The organism is Roseomonas sp. OT10, assembly GCF_020991085.1.
Classification (GTDB): Bacteria; Pseudomonadota; Alphaproteobacteria; order Acetobacterales; family Acetobacteraceae; genus Roseomonas; species Roseomonas cutis.
Genome location: NZ_CP087719.1, coordinates 2,117,687 through 2,131,752 on the forward strand (window position 1 = coordinate 2,117,687; position 14,066 = coordinate 2,131,752).

The following is a 14,066-nucleotide window of genomic DNA, read 5'->3' on the forward strand; positions in this document are numbered from 1 at the left end:
TCCTTGGCGCGGCAGGAGTGCCGCCTGTGGACGGCACCATGATCGTGCTTGGGATCCGGATAAATCCGCGTTCCTTGACATAACTTGTCAGAATGGACGAAGAATCCCGGCGTGGACCGCATCGACCTGTTCCGCACCTTCGTCCGCGTCGTGGAGTGCGGCAGCTTTACCCGCGCCGCGGACACGCTGCGCCTGCCCCGCTCCTCCGTCTCCGCCGCCATCCAGGCGCTGGAGGTGCGGCTGGGGGCGAGGCTGCTCCGCCGCACCACCCGCCACGTGTCGCCGACCGACGAAGGCCACGCCTTCTACGCGCGCTGCACGCGCCTGCTGGCCGATGTGGAGGAGGCGGAGGGGCTGTTCCGCCAGGGGGGTGCGCCGTTGACCGGGCGGCTGCGCGTCGATGTCCCGGCCCGCCTCGGGCGGCTGATCCTGGCCCCGGCCCTGCCCGGCTTCTTCGCCCGCCATCCGGGGATCGAGCTGGAGATGGGCGTCACCGACCGGCCGGTGGACCTGTTGCAGGAGGGCGTGGACTGCGCCGTCCGGGTCGGACCGCTGGGGGATTCCTCGCTGGTGGCGCGGCGCATCGGCGTGCTGCCGCTGATCAACGTCGCGAGCCCCGCCTATCTCGACCGGTACGGGACGCCGCGCGATCCCTCGGCGCTGCCGGCGCACCGGGCGGTCGGCTATGCCTCGCCCGCCACGGGCCGGGCCGAGCCCTGGGAATACGAGTCCGGCGGCGTGCTGCGCAGCTTGGCGTTGCCGCGGCAGGTGACGGTGAACAACGCCGAGTCCTACATCGCCTGCTGCCTGGCGGGGCTCGGCCTGATCCAGATCCCCGCCTATGACGTGCAAGCCCATCTGGCGGCGGGGGAGCTGGTGGAGGTGCTGCCGGAGCACCGGGCGCCGCCGCTGCCCATCGCCTTCGTCATGCCGCACCGGCCGCACCGTTCGCGCCGGCTGCTCGCCTTCCTCGACTGGGTGGAGGAGGTGCTGGCGGCGCGGGTGCTGTCCCCCGCGCCGGCGGAGGTCAGCCGCCCAGCTCGGCCGGGGTGAAGTGCCAGGAGTCGCGCCCGAGCACCGGCGGCTCCACCCAGAGCGGCAGGGCGTTGGGGGTGCGGACATTGGCCGGCAGCCCGGCCGCCTGGCGGAAGGCGCGCCACAGCGCCCCATGCGCCACGATCAGCACGGGCGCGGGGCGGGTCAGGGCGCGGTTGATCGCCGCCACGGTGCGGGCGCGCAGGGCGGCGAAGCTCTCCGCTCCCTCGGGCGTCACGTGGCCCTCGACCCAGTCGTTGAACCAGTCCGCCATGGGCTGGCCCTCCTGCACGCCGAAGGAGACCTCGCGCAGGTCCGCCTCCGTCTCCACCGGCAGGCCCAGCGTCTCCGCCACGATCCGGGCGGTGTCCTGGGCGCGGCCGAGGGGGGAGGCGACGATGCTCGCGATCCCCTTGCCGCGCAGGGCGGCCGCCGCGCGGTGGGCCTGCTCGATGCCCACCGCGTTCAGCGGGATGTCCACGTTGCCCTGGCTGAGGCCGCGCGCGTTCCAGTCCGTCTCACCGTGGCGCAGGAACCAGAAGGCGGTCGGGGTGGGCACGGCGGCCTCGGCGTTCACGCGGAGAGGCCTTCCTGCGACAGGGCGCGCTGCACCGCCGGGCGGGCCAGCATGCGCTCCAGATGCGCCGCCACCTTGGGCGGCAGCGCCAGCTTCACGCGCTTGGCCTGCCAGAAGGACACGAAGAACAGCGCCGCATCGGCGACCGAATAGCCGGTGGGCAGCACCCACTCCTGGCCGCGCCAGGTCTTCTCGACCAGCTCGAAGCCCTTGGCCGCGATCTCGCGCCCCTTCTCGGCGACGGCCGCGTGGTCCGCCTCGTTGGGGGTGAAGTTCGCCGTGCGGAACTGGCGGGTGAAGCCCTGCGGGTGGATCGTGCCGCAGACGTAGTCCATCGCCTCGATCGCGCGCGCCTGCTCCTCCGGGTCGGCAGGCCAGAGGCCCGCCTCGGGAAACTTGTTGGCCAGGTAGAAGGCGATCGCCTGCCATTCCGTCAGCACGCTGCCGTCGTCGCGCTCCAGGGCGGGGACCTTGGCCTTGGGGTTGATGGCCAGGTACTCGGCCTTGTGCTGGGCGCCGTCCTTCAGCGCCACCAGGGTCGGCTCGTAGGGCTTGCCGATCTCCTCCAGGATCACGTGGATCCCGAGGCTGCAGGCACCCGGCGAGTAGTAGAGCTTCATCGGTCGGTTCTTCCCTGTGGACGGTCGTTCAGCAGAACAGCGTGGAGACGGAGCTTTCCTCGCTGATGCGCCGCATCGCCTCCGCGATCAGCGGGGCGATGGTGAGCTGGCGGATGTTGGAGGAGACGCGCACCGCCTCCGTCGCCTGGATGCTGTCGGTGGTGACCAGCATCTCGATCGGGCTGGCGCCGATGCGCGCGACCGCCCCGCCGGAGAGCACGCCGTGAGTGACGTAGACGGAGACGGAGCGCGCGCCGTTCTTCAGTAGCGCATCCGCCGCGTTCACCAGCGTCCCGCCCGAATCCACGATGTCGTCCACCAGGATGCAGTCGCGTCCTTCCACCTCGCCGATCACGTTCATCACCTCCGACACGCCGGCGCGCGGACGGCGCTTGTCGATGATGGCGAGGTCAGTGTGCAGCCGCGTCGCGATGGCGCGCGCGCGGACCACGCCGCCGACGTCGGGCGAGACGACCATCAGGTCGCGGCCCTTGTAGCGCTCGTGGATGTCGCGGGCGAAGAAGGGTGCCGCGAAGAGGTTGTCCACGGGGATGTCGAAGAACCCCTGGATCTGCCCGGCATGCAGGTCGAGGGTGAGGACCCGGTTGGCCCCCGCCTCGGTGATGAGGTTCGCCACCAGTTTGGCCGAGATCGGCGTGCGGCTGCCGGATTTCCGGTCCTGCCGGGCATAGCCGAAATACGGGATGACCGCCGTGATGCGCCGGGCGCTGGCGCGGCGCAGCGCATCCAGCGTGATCAGCAGCTCCATCAGGTTGTCGTTGGCCGGGTAGGAGGTGCTCTGGAGCACGAAGACGTCCTCGCCGCGGACGTTCTCGTGGATCTCCACGAAGATCTCCATGTCGGCGAAGCGCCGGACGGAGGCGTGGGTCAGCGGCAGGTTCAGGGCCGCCGCCACCGCCTCGGCAAGGGGGCGGTTGCTGTTGCAGGCGAGGATTTTCATGGGCGGCGGACTCTTCCGGGCGCGGGCGGGATAGCAATGCGGCCCTGGGCTGTCCATTGCAACGCCGCAGCCCCGCCATGCCGCGGCAACAGTCGTGACCTACAAGCCGAATTTGTACGTTATAACATTACCATCTCTTCACCCTGCCCTGCCGCGTCCTTGTCTAGTGTCGCAATGATGCGAGGGGGCGGCATGGCGCAGGCAGGAGGTCCCGGGGAGTCCGGTTCGCGCGGCCGGCAACCGGGCCGCGCGCTGGTCGCCTTCGCCCTCCTGCTGCTGCCTGCCACGCCGCGTGCCGAGACGGCCGGGCCGGAGGCGGATGGCACCGACTGCGCGGAGGAGGCGCTGTCCATCGGCCGCGGCACCTGCCTCTCCGCCAGCGTCATCGCGGAAAGCTTCGCCAACCTGCAGGGGGGCCTGCGGCGCGGCATCACCGGGCTGGGCCGCGGCGCGGCCGGGCTGAACGTGGACCTTGGCGCCGCGACCCGCTCGGCGGCGCTGGCCGGCTGGTCTCTCCAGGCGACCGCCTTCGCCATCTACGGGCGGCAGCCCAGCGCGACCCTGACCGGCAGCCTGGAGCCGGTCAGCAATGCCGAGGCGCTGTCCACCCTGCGCCTGTCCGAGCTTTGGCTGGAGCGGCGTTTCGGCGGGGCGGGGTCGCTGCGCTTCGGCCAGCTCACGGCGGATTCGGAGTTCTTCATCGCCCAGGCGGCGAGCGGATTCGTGGGCGGCACCTTCGGCTGGCCGGCCAGCCTGGCCACCGCCCTCCCCTCCGGCGGCCCGGCCTACCCCCTGGCGGCACCCGGCGTGCGGGTCGCGCTGGGCGATCCGGAGGAGGGCAGCGGACTGCGCCTCGGCGTCTACGGGGGCGATCCGGGCGGCCGCCATGGCCCGGACACCGACCCGCAGCGCCACAACCGCTACGGCACGACCTTCAGCACGGCGGGCGGCGCCTTCCTGATCCTGGAAGGCGTGGTCGGGGCCCCGGCACCCGGGCAGGGCAGGCCCCGGCCCTGGGTGGCGCGGCTGGGCGGGTGGGTCCACACCGGCCGCTTCGACGACCTGCGGCGCGATGACGGCTCCGTCGCCGGCGGCAGCGGGCTGCTCGCCGACCCGGCCTCCTCCGGCGTGCCGCGCCGGCATGCCGGCAACCAGGGGGCCTATGCCGTCGGCGAGGTCACCGCCTGGCGCTCGGCCACCTCCGACATCTCCCTCTTCGCCCGGATCTCCGCGGCGCCCGGGGACCGCAACCCCCTCGCCTTTTACGCCGATGGCGGCCTCGCCTGGCACGGCCCCGTGCCAGGCCGGCCGCAGGACCTCGCCTCGCTCGGCATCGCCTATGCCCGGACCGGCGGGGCCGGCCGCGCCGCCGACCGGGATCGCAACGCGCTGGCCGGTTTGGACCTGCCGGTGCGCGACGGCGAGCTGACGGCGGAGGCGAACTACGACCTCTCGCTGCGAGACGACCGCTTCCACATCCAGCCGGTCGTGCAGTGGATCCGCCATCCCGGCGCCGGCATCCCGGACGAGCGCTCCGGCGAGGACCGCCGCCTGCGCGACGCCCTCGTGCTGGGGCTGCGGCTGCGGGCGCGGCTGTAGCCTCGCCCGCCCGCGTCAGGGCGCGGGGCGGGGCGCCTCCTGCGGGGCGGGAGCATCCGCCCGCGCCGGCACGGGCCCGAAGCCGCCCGCATTGGCGATGATGTCGCGGATGCCCTGGCTGGCCTCCTCGGCCACCACATAGGCGACGTCTCCCCAGAGCCCATCGAGGCTGCCGCGCGGCACCTCGTTCAACTGCACCGCGCGGCCCATCTCCTCCCCGTCGCGGCGGGTGACGATCCACTGGATCTCGATGCGCTGGGTGCCGTTGGCGCCCTGGGCGACATGCACCTCCCCCTGCACGGCGAAGCCGGCGCCATCCGCCTGATCCTGCACCACCAGGCCCTTGCCGCCTAGGAACTCCGCCATGCGGGTGGAGAGGGAGCGGTTGCCGTCGCCCGGCGCGCCGCGCACCGGCACCAGCCGGACGCGGGGCGGGGCGCGGCCGGCCAGGTCGGCGGGGTTGGTGGCGCGGCCGGCCGCGTCCACCCGGGTCAGCATGGTGACCACCGCCTGGGCGTCGCGGCCGGCGACACGCTTCAGCATCGCCTCCGTCCCGGCCCCCCAGTCGGCGAGCGGCACCGGGGCGCCACGGGTCTCGCCCAGCACCGTCCCGTCCGCATCGGCCAGCGCATAGGCGGGGACGACGTTCTGCCCCTCCCGCTCGGCCCGGATGGTGAGGCGCCAGTCGAGCGGCAGGGGCGGCCCGGCGACGGCGGGGACCTCGGCCGCCTCCAGCGCATCGGCCAGGGCCACGGCATAGGTGCCGCCGCCGGCATCGGTCAGCAGGGCCGCGGTGGGGGCCGGCACGGCGATGCGATAGGCCGGCGGCGGGGTCAGCTGCGGCGCCAGCCCGCCGGGCCGGCCGCGGAAGGGCTGCGGCAGGTCGCCGCAGCCGGCGAGCGCCAGCAGCGCGACGAGGGCGCCGAGCCGGCGCCGCGCGGGGCGGGACGCCATCAGATGGCCAGCACGCAGCTGACGAGCATGGCCGCCAGGATCATGACCATGAACATGATGAGATAGGGCATCGCCGGCGCCTTATCGGCGGGGGCGGCGCGTCCGTCGAGGGGCCATGCGCCCGAGGGGCCATGCGCCAGGCTGCGGCGCGGCGCCCCCGGGCCACCCCCACCCATCGCCCCCCTGTCACCCCGCGCCGCCGGGCAGGGCGATGGCCGAGAGCTGGTGTCCGATCGGACCCTCACCGCGCAGCGTCCGGCGCCGGTGGCTGAAGAACCGCGCCTCCTCCGCCAGGGTGTCGGCATCCACCACCTCGACCGCGGCCAGGCCGGCCGCGCGCAGGCGGCTGGCGATGTAGCCGGCCATGTCGAACTGCCAGTGGCCCGGTCGCCGGCCGGGGATGAAATGCGCCGGGTCGCCAACGGCGGCGCGGACGTCCTCCCCGACCTCGTAGGAGGGCTGGCGGATGCAGGGGCCCAGCGCCGCCACGATCCGCCCGCGCTCGGCGCCCAGCGCCTCCATCGCCGCGACCGTCGCCTCCGCCACCCCCGCCACCGCTCCGCGCCAGCCGGCGTGGCAGGCGCCGATCACGCCGCCCGCCGCATCCGCGAACAGGATCGGCCCGCAATCGGCGGTGACGATGCCCAGCGCCAGTCCCGGCCGGTCGGTCACCACGCCGTCGGCGCGCGGCCGCGCCGTGTCGGGCCAGGGCTCCCGCGCCACCGCCACCTCCGGGCCGTGCACCTGGTGCAGGCCGACCAGGGCGGCGGCCGGCAGGCCGAGCGCCGCCATGGCCAGCGCCCGGTTCTCGGCCACCCTCGCCGGGTCGTCGGCGCCGTTGAGGGAGCAGTTCAACGCGGCGAAGGCTCCCTCGGAGACGCCGCCACGGCGGGTGAAGAAGCCGTGCGGCAGCCCGGCGAGGCAGGGGGCGGTCAGGAACTCGGCGGTCATGCGGCCTCGAAGCCCGGGGGGGCGGGAAGCGTGGGCGAGGCCAGGGCCATCGCCTTGAACAGATGGCCCATCGCCTCCTGTGCCGTCAGGCGCTGGGCGGCGGCCAGCTGGGCCGGGGCCTGCCGCGGGTTGGCGGCGGCCAGCATGGCGGCGCGCTGCGTCAGGCCGAGCCGGCGCAGGAACACGCCCTGCGGCAGCGGGCCGTGCACAGCCGCCCCGGCGGCGCGGCCGGCGGCGCCGAAGGCGGCGAAGTCGACATGGGCGGTGAGGTCGGCCCGGCCGGGATCGGCCAGCGGATCCACCGGCGCATGCGCCCGCACGGCCTGCAGGCTGTCGCCCTCGCCACCCCCGGCCGGGCCGTAGTCGATGAACAGGGCGACTCCGGGCGAACGCACGAGGCGCGCCCCGAGCCAACCGGCCAGGGCCCGCGCCGGCTCGCTGGCCTCGCGCACCGCGCCGTCGCGCGGCGGCAGGGCGCGGATATCGGCCGGCACGTCCGGCGCCGGACGCAGCAGGAAGGCGCCCTCCCGGACCCAGCGTTCCGCCCAGCCGCCGCCCTGGCCGACGAACTGCCGGATCGGCAGGGCGTCGAGGAACTCGTTGGCCACGAGGATCAGCGGGCCGTCCGGCAGCTCCTCCGGCCGGTCGAGCCAGGTGGCGTGGGGCAGGCGCCCCGCCTGCATCGCCCGCAGCCGCGGCGAGGTCTCCACGAGGTGCAGCCGCGCCGCGGCGGCGAAGCCCGGCACCATCTCCCGCACCGCCCGCAGCGCATCGGCCATCAGGGTGCCGCGCCCGGGGCCCAGCTCGGCCAGGACCACCCGCGCCGGTGCGCCCATCTGCTGCCAGCACACGGCGGCCCAGAGGCCGAGGCACTCGCCGAAGGCCTGGGAGATCTCCGGGGCGGTGGTGAAGTCGCCGCCGCGGCCGAAGGGGTCCCCCGCGGCGTAGTAGGCGGCGGCGGCACGGGCCATGAAGCGGTCCAGCCGCTCCGCCTCCTCCTGCCCTGCCGCCGCGCCTTCCACACCAGGCCTCAGGCCGTGGCGGGCCGGGCGGCCGGGCGGGCGCGCAGCATCAGCCAGGCGCCGAAGGCGATCATCGGCAGGGAGAGGAGCTGGCCCATGGTGGCGCCGCCCATCAGGAAGCCCAGGAAGGCGTCCGGCTCGCGGAACATCTCGCCGATGATCCGCGCGACGCCGTAGCCGGCGAGGAAGGCGCCCGCGACGAAGCCGCGCCGCGCCCGGATCGCCGGGACGTGGACCAGCACCTGCAGCAGGATGAACAGCGCCACGCCCTCCAGCCCCGCCTGGTAGAGCTGCGACGGGTGGCGCGGCAGCGGCCCGCCGGCGGGGAAGATCATCCCCCAGGGGACGTCGGTGACGCGGCCCCAGAGCTCGCCGTTGATGAAGTTGGCGACGCGGCCGAGGAACAGCCCGATCGGGATGACCGCGGTGACCCGGTCCGAGAAGGCCAGGAAATCCAGCTTCTGCGCCCGGCAGAACCACGCGAGCGCGATGATCACGCCGAGCGCCCCGCCATGGAAGGACATGCCGCCCTGCCAGACGTAGAGCGCCTCCCACGGGCGCGGCAGGTAGTGGTCGGGCCGGTAGAACAGCACGTAGCCGAGCCGCCCGCCGAGCACGATGCCGAGCGTTGCCCAGGTGACGAAGTCGTCGATCTGCGTCCGGGTGGCGACCGGCGGCGGCAGGGTGACGAGGCGCCGCGCCAGCAGCCATCCGAGCACGATGCCGGTGATGTAGGCGAGCGCGTACCAGCGGATGGCGAAGGGGCCGATGGCCACCGCCACCGGGTCGAAGGCGGGGAAGAGCAGGGCCGGAATCACGCGGGTGCCTCGCCGGAGACCAGGGCGCGGACATAGGAGGCGACCCCCGCCTCCAGCGTCGTCGCCGGGCGGTCGAAGCCCGCCGCGCGCAGCCGGTCCATCCGGGCCTGGGTGAAGTACTGGTACTTGCCCTTCAGGTCGTCGGGCATGGGGACGTAGCGGATCTCCGGCGGCCGCTCGAGCGCGGCATAGACCGCCAGCGCCAGGTCGCGGAAGGAGCGCGCGGTGCCGCTGCCGCAGTTGAACAGCCCCGACACCTTCGCCTGGCCGTGCAGCCAGAGCATCGCCGCGACGCAGTCGTCCACATGCACGAAGTCGCGCATCTGGCCGCCATCCGCGACGCCGTCGCGGTCGGAGGCGAAGAGGGTCGCCGGCTGGCCCGCCGCGACCTCGCGGTACTTGTGCAGCACCACGCTGGCCATGCGGCCCTTGTGCGCCTCGTTCGGGCCGTAGACGTTGAAGAACTTCAGCCCGGCCCAGCGCGGCGGTGCCGGCGCCCCGCGCGCGACCAGGTCCAGGATGCGCCGGTCGGTGGCGTGCTTGGACCAGCCGTAGAGGTTCAGCGGCCGCAGCCGCGCCAGCGCCTCCGGGCTCTCGTCGTCGTCGAAGCCCGCGCCGCCGTCGCCATAGGTCGCGGCGGAGGAGGCGTAGACCAGCGGCACGCCGTATTCCGCGCACCAGTCCCACAGGCGGAGCGTGAGCGTCAGGTTGTTCGCCGCCACCAGGTCGCCGTCCCGCACCGTGGTCGCGGAGACGGCGCCGAGGTGGAAGATGCCCTCGATCCCGCTGGCGCCGTCGAGCCAGCGCCCCAGCTCCTCGGGCGGCAACAGGCCGGCGATGGGATGGCGGGCGATGTTGCGCCACTTCCCGCCGTCGCGGAGGCGATCGCAGACCATGACCTCGGCGCCGCGGTCGCAGAGCGCCCCCACGAGGTTCGAGCCGATGAAGCCGGCCCCGCCGGTGACCAGAAACATGGCGGAGCGTTCCCGCGTTGGACGAGAGGCGCGCCGCGCCCCCATATGCGCCCCCTGATGGCAGCGCGCGCGGCGCGCGGCAAGGGAGAGCAGGATGCAGCAGGACAGCGGAACGAAGGGCGGCGAAGGCGGGACCGGGGCCGGGCGCGGCTTCGGCGGCGGCCGGGGCGGGCGGATCTTCGACGACCTCGCCGGGGTGGCCGGGGGAGCCTTCTCCGCCCTGACCGGCCTGCGGCAGGAGATCGAATCCGCTGTGCGCAGCCAGACGGAGGCGGTGATCCAGCGCCTGGAGCTGGTGAAGCGCGAGGAGCTGGACGCGGCCATGGAGCTGGCCCGGCGGGCGCGGGAGCAGTCCGAGCACCTCGCCGCCCGGGTCGAGGCACTGGAGGCCCGGCTGCGCGGCATGCCGGCTGCCCCGGAATGGTCCACCAGCGCCGGGGAGCCCGGCATGTCGGGCGATCCGGGCGGCAACCCGGTCCCCGGCAGCGCCCCGGGCGCGAGCGTGGCCGATGCGGCCACGCCGGGCGGCACCGGCCCGGATTCCGGCACCGGGGAGAGCGGTGGGTCTTCCGGATCACAGGGCTGACAGGGAATCGGCGCGGGGCGCGATCCGTGCTGCGCCGCAGTTGTCGCCTCTCGGCCTGGGGGGGTATCTAGCGGTAGGGGCTGACCGCGCCGAGTCACGCAAGACCCGGTAGGTGCAGCCCCCTCAAGGACGGGAAGGAGGTGCTTGATGACCGCTCCGCTCGCCCTCGGACGCCGGGAGAAGGCGTCCAACCCCCTGGATGTGATGGAGCAGATCGTCGCGGCCAACGACTGGGCCTTCGACCGCCGCTCGCCTGGCGAGATGGCCGCCGAGGCGCCGGGGAAGTGGTGCGACTACGGCCTGCACTTCGCCTGGTCGGCGGAGATCAGCGCCATGCACTTCACCTGCGCCTTCGACATGAAGGTCCCGGCGGAGGCCCGTCCCAAGCTGTTCGAGCTGCTGGCCCTCGCCAATGAGAGGCTGTGGATCGGCCATTTCGGGCTGGAGGGGGAGGACGGGATGCCCGTCTTCCGCCACGCGGTGCTGCTGCGCGGCGCCCCCGGCGCCTCGGCCGAAAGCCTCGAGGACATGGTGGATATCGCCATCACCGAGTGCGAGCGCTTCTTCCCGGCCTTCCAGTTCGTCCTCTGGGGCGGACGCTCGGCCGAGGAGGCGCTGCAGGCGGCGATGCTCGACTGCGCCGGCGAGGCATGATCCCCTCCGGGGGATGAGCACGCCCGACTCCCCCCCCGCCCCCCTCCCCGCCGTCCTGTTGGTCGGCTGCGGCAAGATGGGCGGGGCCATGCTCTCCGGCTGGCTGGCCCGCGGCGTGTCGCAGGCCATCGCCGTGGACCCCTACACGCCGGTGGACGCCTACCCCGGCGCCCAGCTGCTCCGCAGCCTGGACCAGGTGCCGGCCGACTTCGCGCCGCAGGCGGTGGTGCTGGCGATCAAGCCGCAGGAGGCGCCGAACGCCCTGCCCGCCCTGGCGCGCTTCGCGCGGGACGGCGCGCTCTTCGTCTCCATCATGGCGGGCCGCACGGTGGCGGGCATGACCTCGCTCCTGGGCGGGGAAGCCGCGGTGGTACGCGCCATGCCCAATACCCCGGCCGCGATCGGCCAGGGCTTCACCGCCGCGCATGCCGGATCCCGCGTGGCTCCCGCGCAGCGGACGCTGGCGGATTCGCTCCTCGCCGCGGTGGGCGAGGTGGCGTGGGTTGAGGAGGAGGGCATGCTGGACGCCGTCACCGCCGTCTCGGGCGGCGGCCCGGCCTATGTCTTCCTCCTGGCGGAGCTGCTGGAGGCGGCCGCGCGGGAGCAGGGCCTGCCGCCGGAGCTGGCCCGGCGCATGGCCCGCGCCACCGTCTCCGGCTCCGGGGCGCTGCTCGCCGCCAGCACCGAGGATGCCGCGGTGCTGCGGAAGAACGTCACCAGTCCGAAGGGCACCACGGAGCGGGCGCTGGCCGTGCTGATGGCCGAGACCGCCTGGCCGCGGCTGATCCCGCAGGCCATCGCCGCCGCCGCCGCGCGCTCGCGCGAGCTGGCGAGCTGAGGGGGGCTGGCGAAAGCCGCAGGGGGCGCCAACCTCTCCGTCATGCAGAATGATCCCGCAATCGATCCGGACGCCCTGAACGCCTTCTGGCGGGTGGTGGCCGAGCATGGCTGGCATGGGGTGAGCTTCCGCCGCGTCGCCCAGGGCAGCGGCCGCACCCTCGAGGCCCTGCGCGCCCGCTACGCTTCGCCGATGGGCCTGCTGCGCGAGCATACGCGCGCCGTGGACCGCCAGGTGCTGGCCGGGACGCTGGACGGCCAGGGCGGCTCCGTCCGCGACCGGCTCTTCGACCTGCTGATGCGCCGCTTCGACGCGCTGCAGCCGAATCGGGCCGGCATCCTGCGGCTTCGGTCCGACATGCGACGGGACCCGCTGCTCGCCCTGGCGCTCTGGCCGCAGCTCCTCGCCTCGATGGCCTGGATGCTGGAGGGGGCGGAGGTCGACACCGCCGGCCCCAAGGGCCTGCTCCGGGTGAAGGGGCTGGCCGCCGTCTGGCTGGCCGCCGCGCAGGCCTGGGCGAAGGATGAAAGCCCCGATCTGGGGCAGACCATGGCGGCGCTCGACAAGGCGCTGGATCGAGCCGAGGGCTTCGCCCGGCGGCTGCGCCTGGATGATGGCGACCTCGAGGGCGGCACCGGCCGCGACTCGCCCGACACGGCGTCGACGGAGGCCGCGGCTGGCTCCCCGTCCCCTGGTCCCGCCCCCTTCCCGCACGGTTCCCCGGCCCCGCCGGCGGACCCGCCCGAGGCGACCGATCCCGCACTCGGCTGACCGCGCCCAGGGCGTGGCCAGGGAGACAAGGATCGCCACGACGACGACCCCACGGAGCATCCGCCATGTCCGACCGCCCCCCCTCGGATTTCGACCCCGCCCGCTTCTTCGCGGAGATGCGCCTGCCCGGCCTGCCGGACATGGAGGCGCTGGCCGCGGCGCAGCGGCGCAACCTCGAGGCGCTCTCCGCGGCGAACCGGGTGGCGCTGGAGGGAGCCCAGGCCGTCGCGAAGCGGCACGCCGAGATCCTGCAGCAATCCATGTCCGAGATGACGGACGCGATGCGCTCCGTCGCCGGGGAGGCCGACCCGCAGGGCAAGGCGGCGAAGCAGGCGGAGGTGCTGAAGGCGACCTACGAGCGCGCCGTCAGCAACATGAAGGAGCTGGCCGACCTCATCCAGCGGTCGAACACCGAGGCCCTGTCACTGCTGAACCGCCGCTTCACGGAGGCGATGGACGAGGTCCGCAGCCTGGTCGCGAAGAAGGGCTGAGCGGGACATCCGCCCCCGGGGCATGGGCCTTGGCCCATGCCCGTCGCGCCGGCGGCCGCGCGAATCGGCTGCCGGTCAGCTCCCGTCCCGCTCCGGCCCGGCGTCATCGAGCCTGGCGCCATCCAGCATGGCGTGGCGGCGCGCCTCGGCCATCCGGTCCTGCTCCTTCTCCGCCCGCGTGCGTCCGTGCTTCGCGCGGTTCGCGGCGGCCTGTTCCGCCGCCGCCTGGCGGTCCTGGCGCTTTCGGTGCAGTCGAAGGTTGACGATCTCCGCCATGGCGCGACCATAGTCTGAATCGCCGCCGGTCCCAACGCTTGCGCGACGGACCGGCCGGCGGACGGCCCCCGCCCGCCGGTACCGACCAGGGCGCGACACGGAGACATCATGACGATCGAGCTGACCGCCGACGATGGCCACCGCCTGTCCGCCTATCGGGCAGGACCGGAGGACGCGACGCGCGGCCTGGTGCTGATCCAGGAGATCTTCGGCGTGAACGGCCATATCCGCCGCCTCTGCGACCATTTCGGCGCGCTGGGCTGGGCGGTGGTCGCCCCTGCCCTGTTCGACCGGGCGGAGCGGAACGTGGAGCTGGGCTACGGCCCCGACGACCGTGCCAGGGGCATGGCGCTGCGGGCCCGGGTACCGGATGCCGGCGCCCTGGCGGATGTCGAGGCAGCGGCCGCCGCGCTGCCCGCCGGGGCGCGCAAGGCGATCATCGGCTATTGCTGGGGCGGCACCGTCGCCTGGTGGGGGGCGACCCGCACCGGCCTGTTCCAGGCCGCGGTGGGCTACTACGGCGGCGGCATCGCCGCGGCACGCGAGGAGGTGCCACGCTGCCCCGTGCAGCTGCATTTCGGCGAGAAGGACGGCGGCATCCCCCTTTCCGACGTGGAGGCGATCCGGGCCGCGCGGCCCGAGGTGGAGGTCCTGGTCTATGCCGGGGCAGGGCACGGCTTCGCCTGCGAGGAGCGCGACTCCTACAGCCCGCCCAACGCCACGGTGGCGCAGGCCCGGACCGAGGCCTTCCTCGACTCGCACGTCGCCCGATGATCGGGCGCCTCACCCTCTTCGCGGTGCTGGTCGGGCTGCTGGCCTGGATTCCGACCGCGGCCACGCAGGGCTTCGAGACGCGGCCGGTGGTGGTGACCGCGCTGCTCGGGATCGCGGCGCTGATGACCTTCTGGCGCCATCATCCCACCGACGACGGCTGAGGAT

19 protein-coding genes are annotated in these 14,066 nt (G+C 74.1%); 9 read left to right on the forward strand and 10 right to left on the reverse strand.

What is annotated here, in order from left to right:
* The first annotated feature begins 111 nt into the window (after positions 1–111).
* Positions 112–1,053, forward strand: a complete 942-nt coding sequence (locus LPC08_RS09800; protein ID WP_230452504.1) for a LysR family transcriptional regulator — start codon at positions 112–114, stop codon at positions 1,051–1,053.
* Here the strand turns inward: LPC08_RS09800 and LPC08_RS09805 are convergent.
* The 3 genes from LPC08_RS09805 to LPC08_RS09815 are packed head-to-tail and all read right to left on the reverse strand — an operon-like array spanning position 1,028 to position 3,193.
* Positions 1,028–1,612 (reverse strand): histidine phosphatase family protein, encoded by a 585-nt coding sequence (locus LPC08_RS09805; protein WP_230452505.1) that lies wholly within the window; start codon positions 1,610–1,612, stop codon positions 1,028–1,030. The genes LPC08_RS09800 and LPC08_RS09805 overlap by 26 nt on opposite strands.
* Positions 1,609–2,232, reverse strand: coding sequence for a glutathione S-transferase family protein (locus tag LPC08_RS09810; RefSeq protein ID WP_230452506.1), 624 nt, complete (start codon positions 2,230–2,232; stop codon positions 1,609–1,611). The genes LPC08_RS09805 and LPC08_RS09810 overlap by 4 nt, the downstream gene beginning before the upstream one ends.
* 28 nt (positions 2,233–2,260) lie before the next feature.
* Positions 2,261–3,193, reverse strand: coding sequence for a ribose-phosphate pyrophosphokinase (locus LPC08_RS09815; RefSeq protein WP_230452507.1), 933 nt, complete (start codon positions 3,191–3,193; stop codon positions 2,261–2,263).
* A 192-nt stretch (positions 3,194–3,385) separates the two neighbouring features.
* Here LPC08_RS09815 and LPC08_RS09820 point away from each other — a divergent pair, with 192 nt between their 5' ends.
* A complete protein-coding gene (locus LPC08_RS09820; RefSeq protein WP_230452508.1) occupies positions 3,386–4,792 on the forward strand; it encodes a carbohydrate porin in 1,407 nt (468 codons plus the stop codon).
* Positions 4,793–4,807: 15 nt separating this feature from the next.
* Here LPC08_RS09820 and LPC08_RS09825 read toward each other — a convergent pair whose 3' ends face one another.
* Genes LPC08_RS09825 through rfaD form a run of 6 tightly spaced genes read right to left on the reverse strand, consistent with a single transcriptional unit; the run spans position 4,808 to position 9,511 of the window.
* Entirely contained in the window at positions 4,808–5,746 is a 939-nt protein-coding gene (locus LPC08_RS09825) for a hypothetical protein (RefSeq protein ID WP_230452509.1), read from the reverse strand.
* Complete coding sequence (locus LPC08_RS09830) at positions 5,746–5,922, reverse strand: hypothetical protein (protein WP_230452510.1); 177 nt, start codon at positions 5,920–5,922, stop codon at positions 5,746–5,748. The genes LPC08_RS09825 and LPC08_RS09830 overlap by 1 nt, the downstream gene beginning before the upstream one ends.
* 10 nt (positions 5,923–5,932) lie before the next feature.
* Complete coding sequence (gene pgeF / locus LPC08_RS09835) at positions 5,933–6,697, reverse strand: peptidoglycan editing factor PgeF (protein WP_230452511.1); 765 nt, start codon at positions 6,695–6,697, stop codon at positions 5,933–5,935.
* The gene (locus LPC08_RS09840; RefSeq protein ID WP_230453038.1) at positions 6,694–7,668 is read right to left on the reverse strand and encodes a class I SAM-dependent methyltransferase; all 975 of its coding nucleotides are present in this window, start codon (positions 7,666–7,668) and stop codon (positions 6,694–6,696) included. Before LPC08_RS09840 ends, pgeF begins: the two co-directional genes overlap by 4 nt.
* A 59-nt stretch (positions 7,669–7,727) precedes the next feature.
* Complete coding sequence (lgt, locus tag LPC08_RS09845) at positions 7,728–8,537, reverse strand: prolipoprotein diacylglyceryl transferase (RefSeq protein ID WP_230452512.1); 810 nt, start codon at positions 8,535–8,537, stop codon at positions 7,728–7,730.
* Positions 8,534–9,511 carry an ADP-glyceromanno-heptose 6-epimerase gene (rfaD, locus tag LPC08_RS09850; protein ID WP_230452513.1) on the reverse strand — a complete coding sequence of 326 codons (978 nt, stop codon included), beginning with the start codon at positions 9,509–9,511 and terminating at the stop codon, positions 8,534–8,536. Before rfaD ends, lgt begins: the two co-directional genes overlap by 4 nt.
* Positions 9,512–9,605: 94 nt before the next feature.
* Between rfaD and LPC08_RS09855 the strand changes: the two genes are divergently transcribed.
* The 5 genes from LPC08_RS09855 to LPC08_RS09875 all read left to right on the forward strand — a co-directional run bounded on the left by LPC08_RS09855 (position 9,606) and on the right by LPC08_RS09875 (position 12,851).
* Positions 9,606–10,097, forward strand: a complete 492-nt coding sequence (locus LPC08_RS09855; RefSeq protein WP_230452514.1) for an accessory factor UbiK family protein — start codon at positions 9,606–9,608, stop codon at positions 10,095–10,097.
* A gap of 147 nt (positions 10,098–10,244) precedes the next feature.
* Positions 10,245–10,751 (forward strand): type III secretion system chaperone family protein, encoded by a 507-nt coding sequence (locus LPC08_RS09860; RefSeq protein WP_230452515.1) that lies wholly within the window; start codon positions 10,245–10,247, stop codon positions 10,749–10,751.
* Between the two features lie 13 nt (positions 10,752–10,764).
* Positions 10,765–11,589 carry a pyrroline-5-carboxylate reductase gene (proC, locus tag LPC08_RS09865; RefSeq protein ID WP_230452516.1) on the forward strand — a complete coding sequence of 275 codons (825 nt, stop codon included), beginning with the start codon at positions 10,765–10,767 and terminating at the stop codon, positions 11,587–11,589.
* A 42-nt stretch (positions 11,590–11,631) separates the two neighbouring features.
* Complete coding sequence (locus LPC08_RS09870; RefSeq protein WP_230452517.1) at positions 11,632–12,360, forward strand: TetR family transcriptional regulator; 729 nt, start codon at positions 11,632–11,634, stop codon at positions 12,358–12,360.
* Positions 12,361–12,425: 65 nt separating this feature from the next.
* The gene (locus LPC08_RS09875; protein WP_230452518.1) at positions 12,426–12,851 is read left to right on the forward strand and encodes a phasin family protein; all 426 of its coding nucleotides are present in this window, start codon (positions 12,426–12,428) and stop codon (positions 12,849–12,851) included.
* A 75-nt stretch (positions 12,852–12,926) separates the two neighbouring features.
* On the opposite strand, the gene LPC08_RS09880 is transcribed toward LPC08_RS09875, so the two are convergent.
* A complete protein-coding gene (locus tag LPC08_RS09880) occupies positions 12,927–13,127 on the reverse strand; it encodes a DUF4169 family protein (RefSeq protein WP_230452519.1) in 201 nt (66 codons plus the stop codon).
* A gap of 108 nt (positions 13,128–13,235) precedes the next feature.
* Here LPC08_RS09880 and LPC08_RS09885 point away from each other — a divergent pair, with 108 nt between their 5' ends.
* Both LPC08_RS09885 and LPC08_RS09890 read left to right on the forward strand, forming a co-directional pair.
* Positions 13,236–13,901 (forward strand): dienelactone hydrolase family protein, encoded by a 666-nt coding sequence (locus tag LPC08_RS09885; protein ID WP_230452520.1) that lies wholly within the window; start codon positions 13,236–13,238, stop codon positions 13,899–13,901.
* Complete coding sequence (locus LPC08_RS09890) at positions 13,898–14,062, forward strand: hypothetical protein (protein WP_230452521.1); 165 nt, start codon at positions 13,898–13,900, stop codon at positions 14,060–14,062. The genes LPC08_RS09885 and LPC08_RS09890 overlap by 4 nt, the downstream gene beginning before the upstream one ends.
* Positions 14,063–14,066 lie beyond the last annotated feature (4 nt).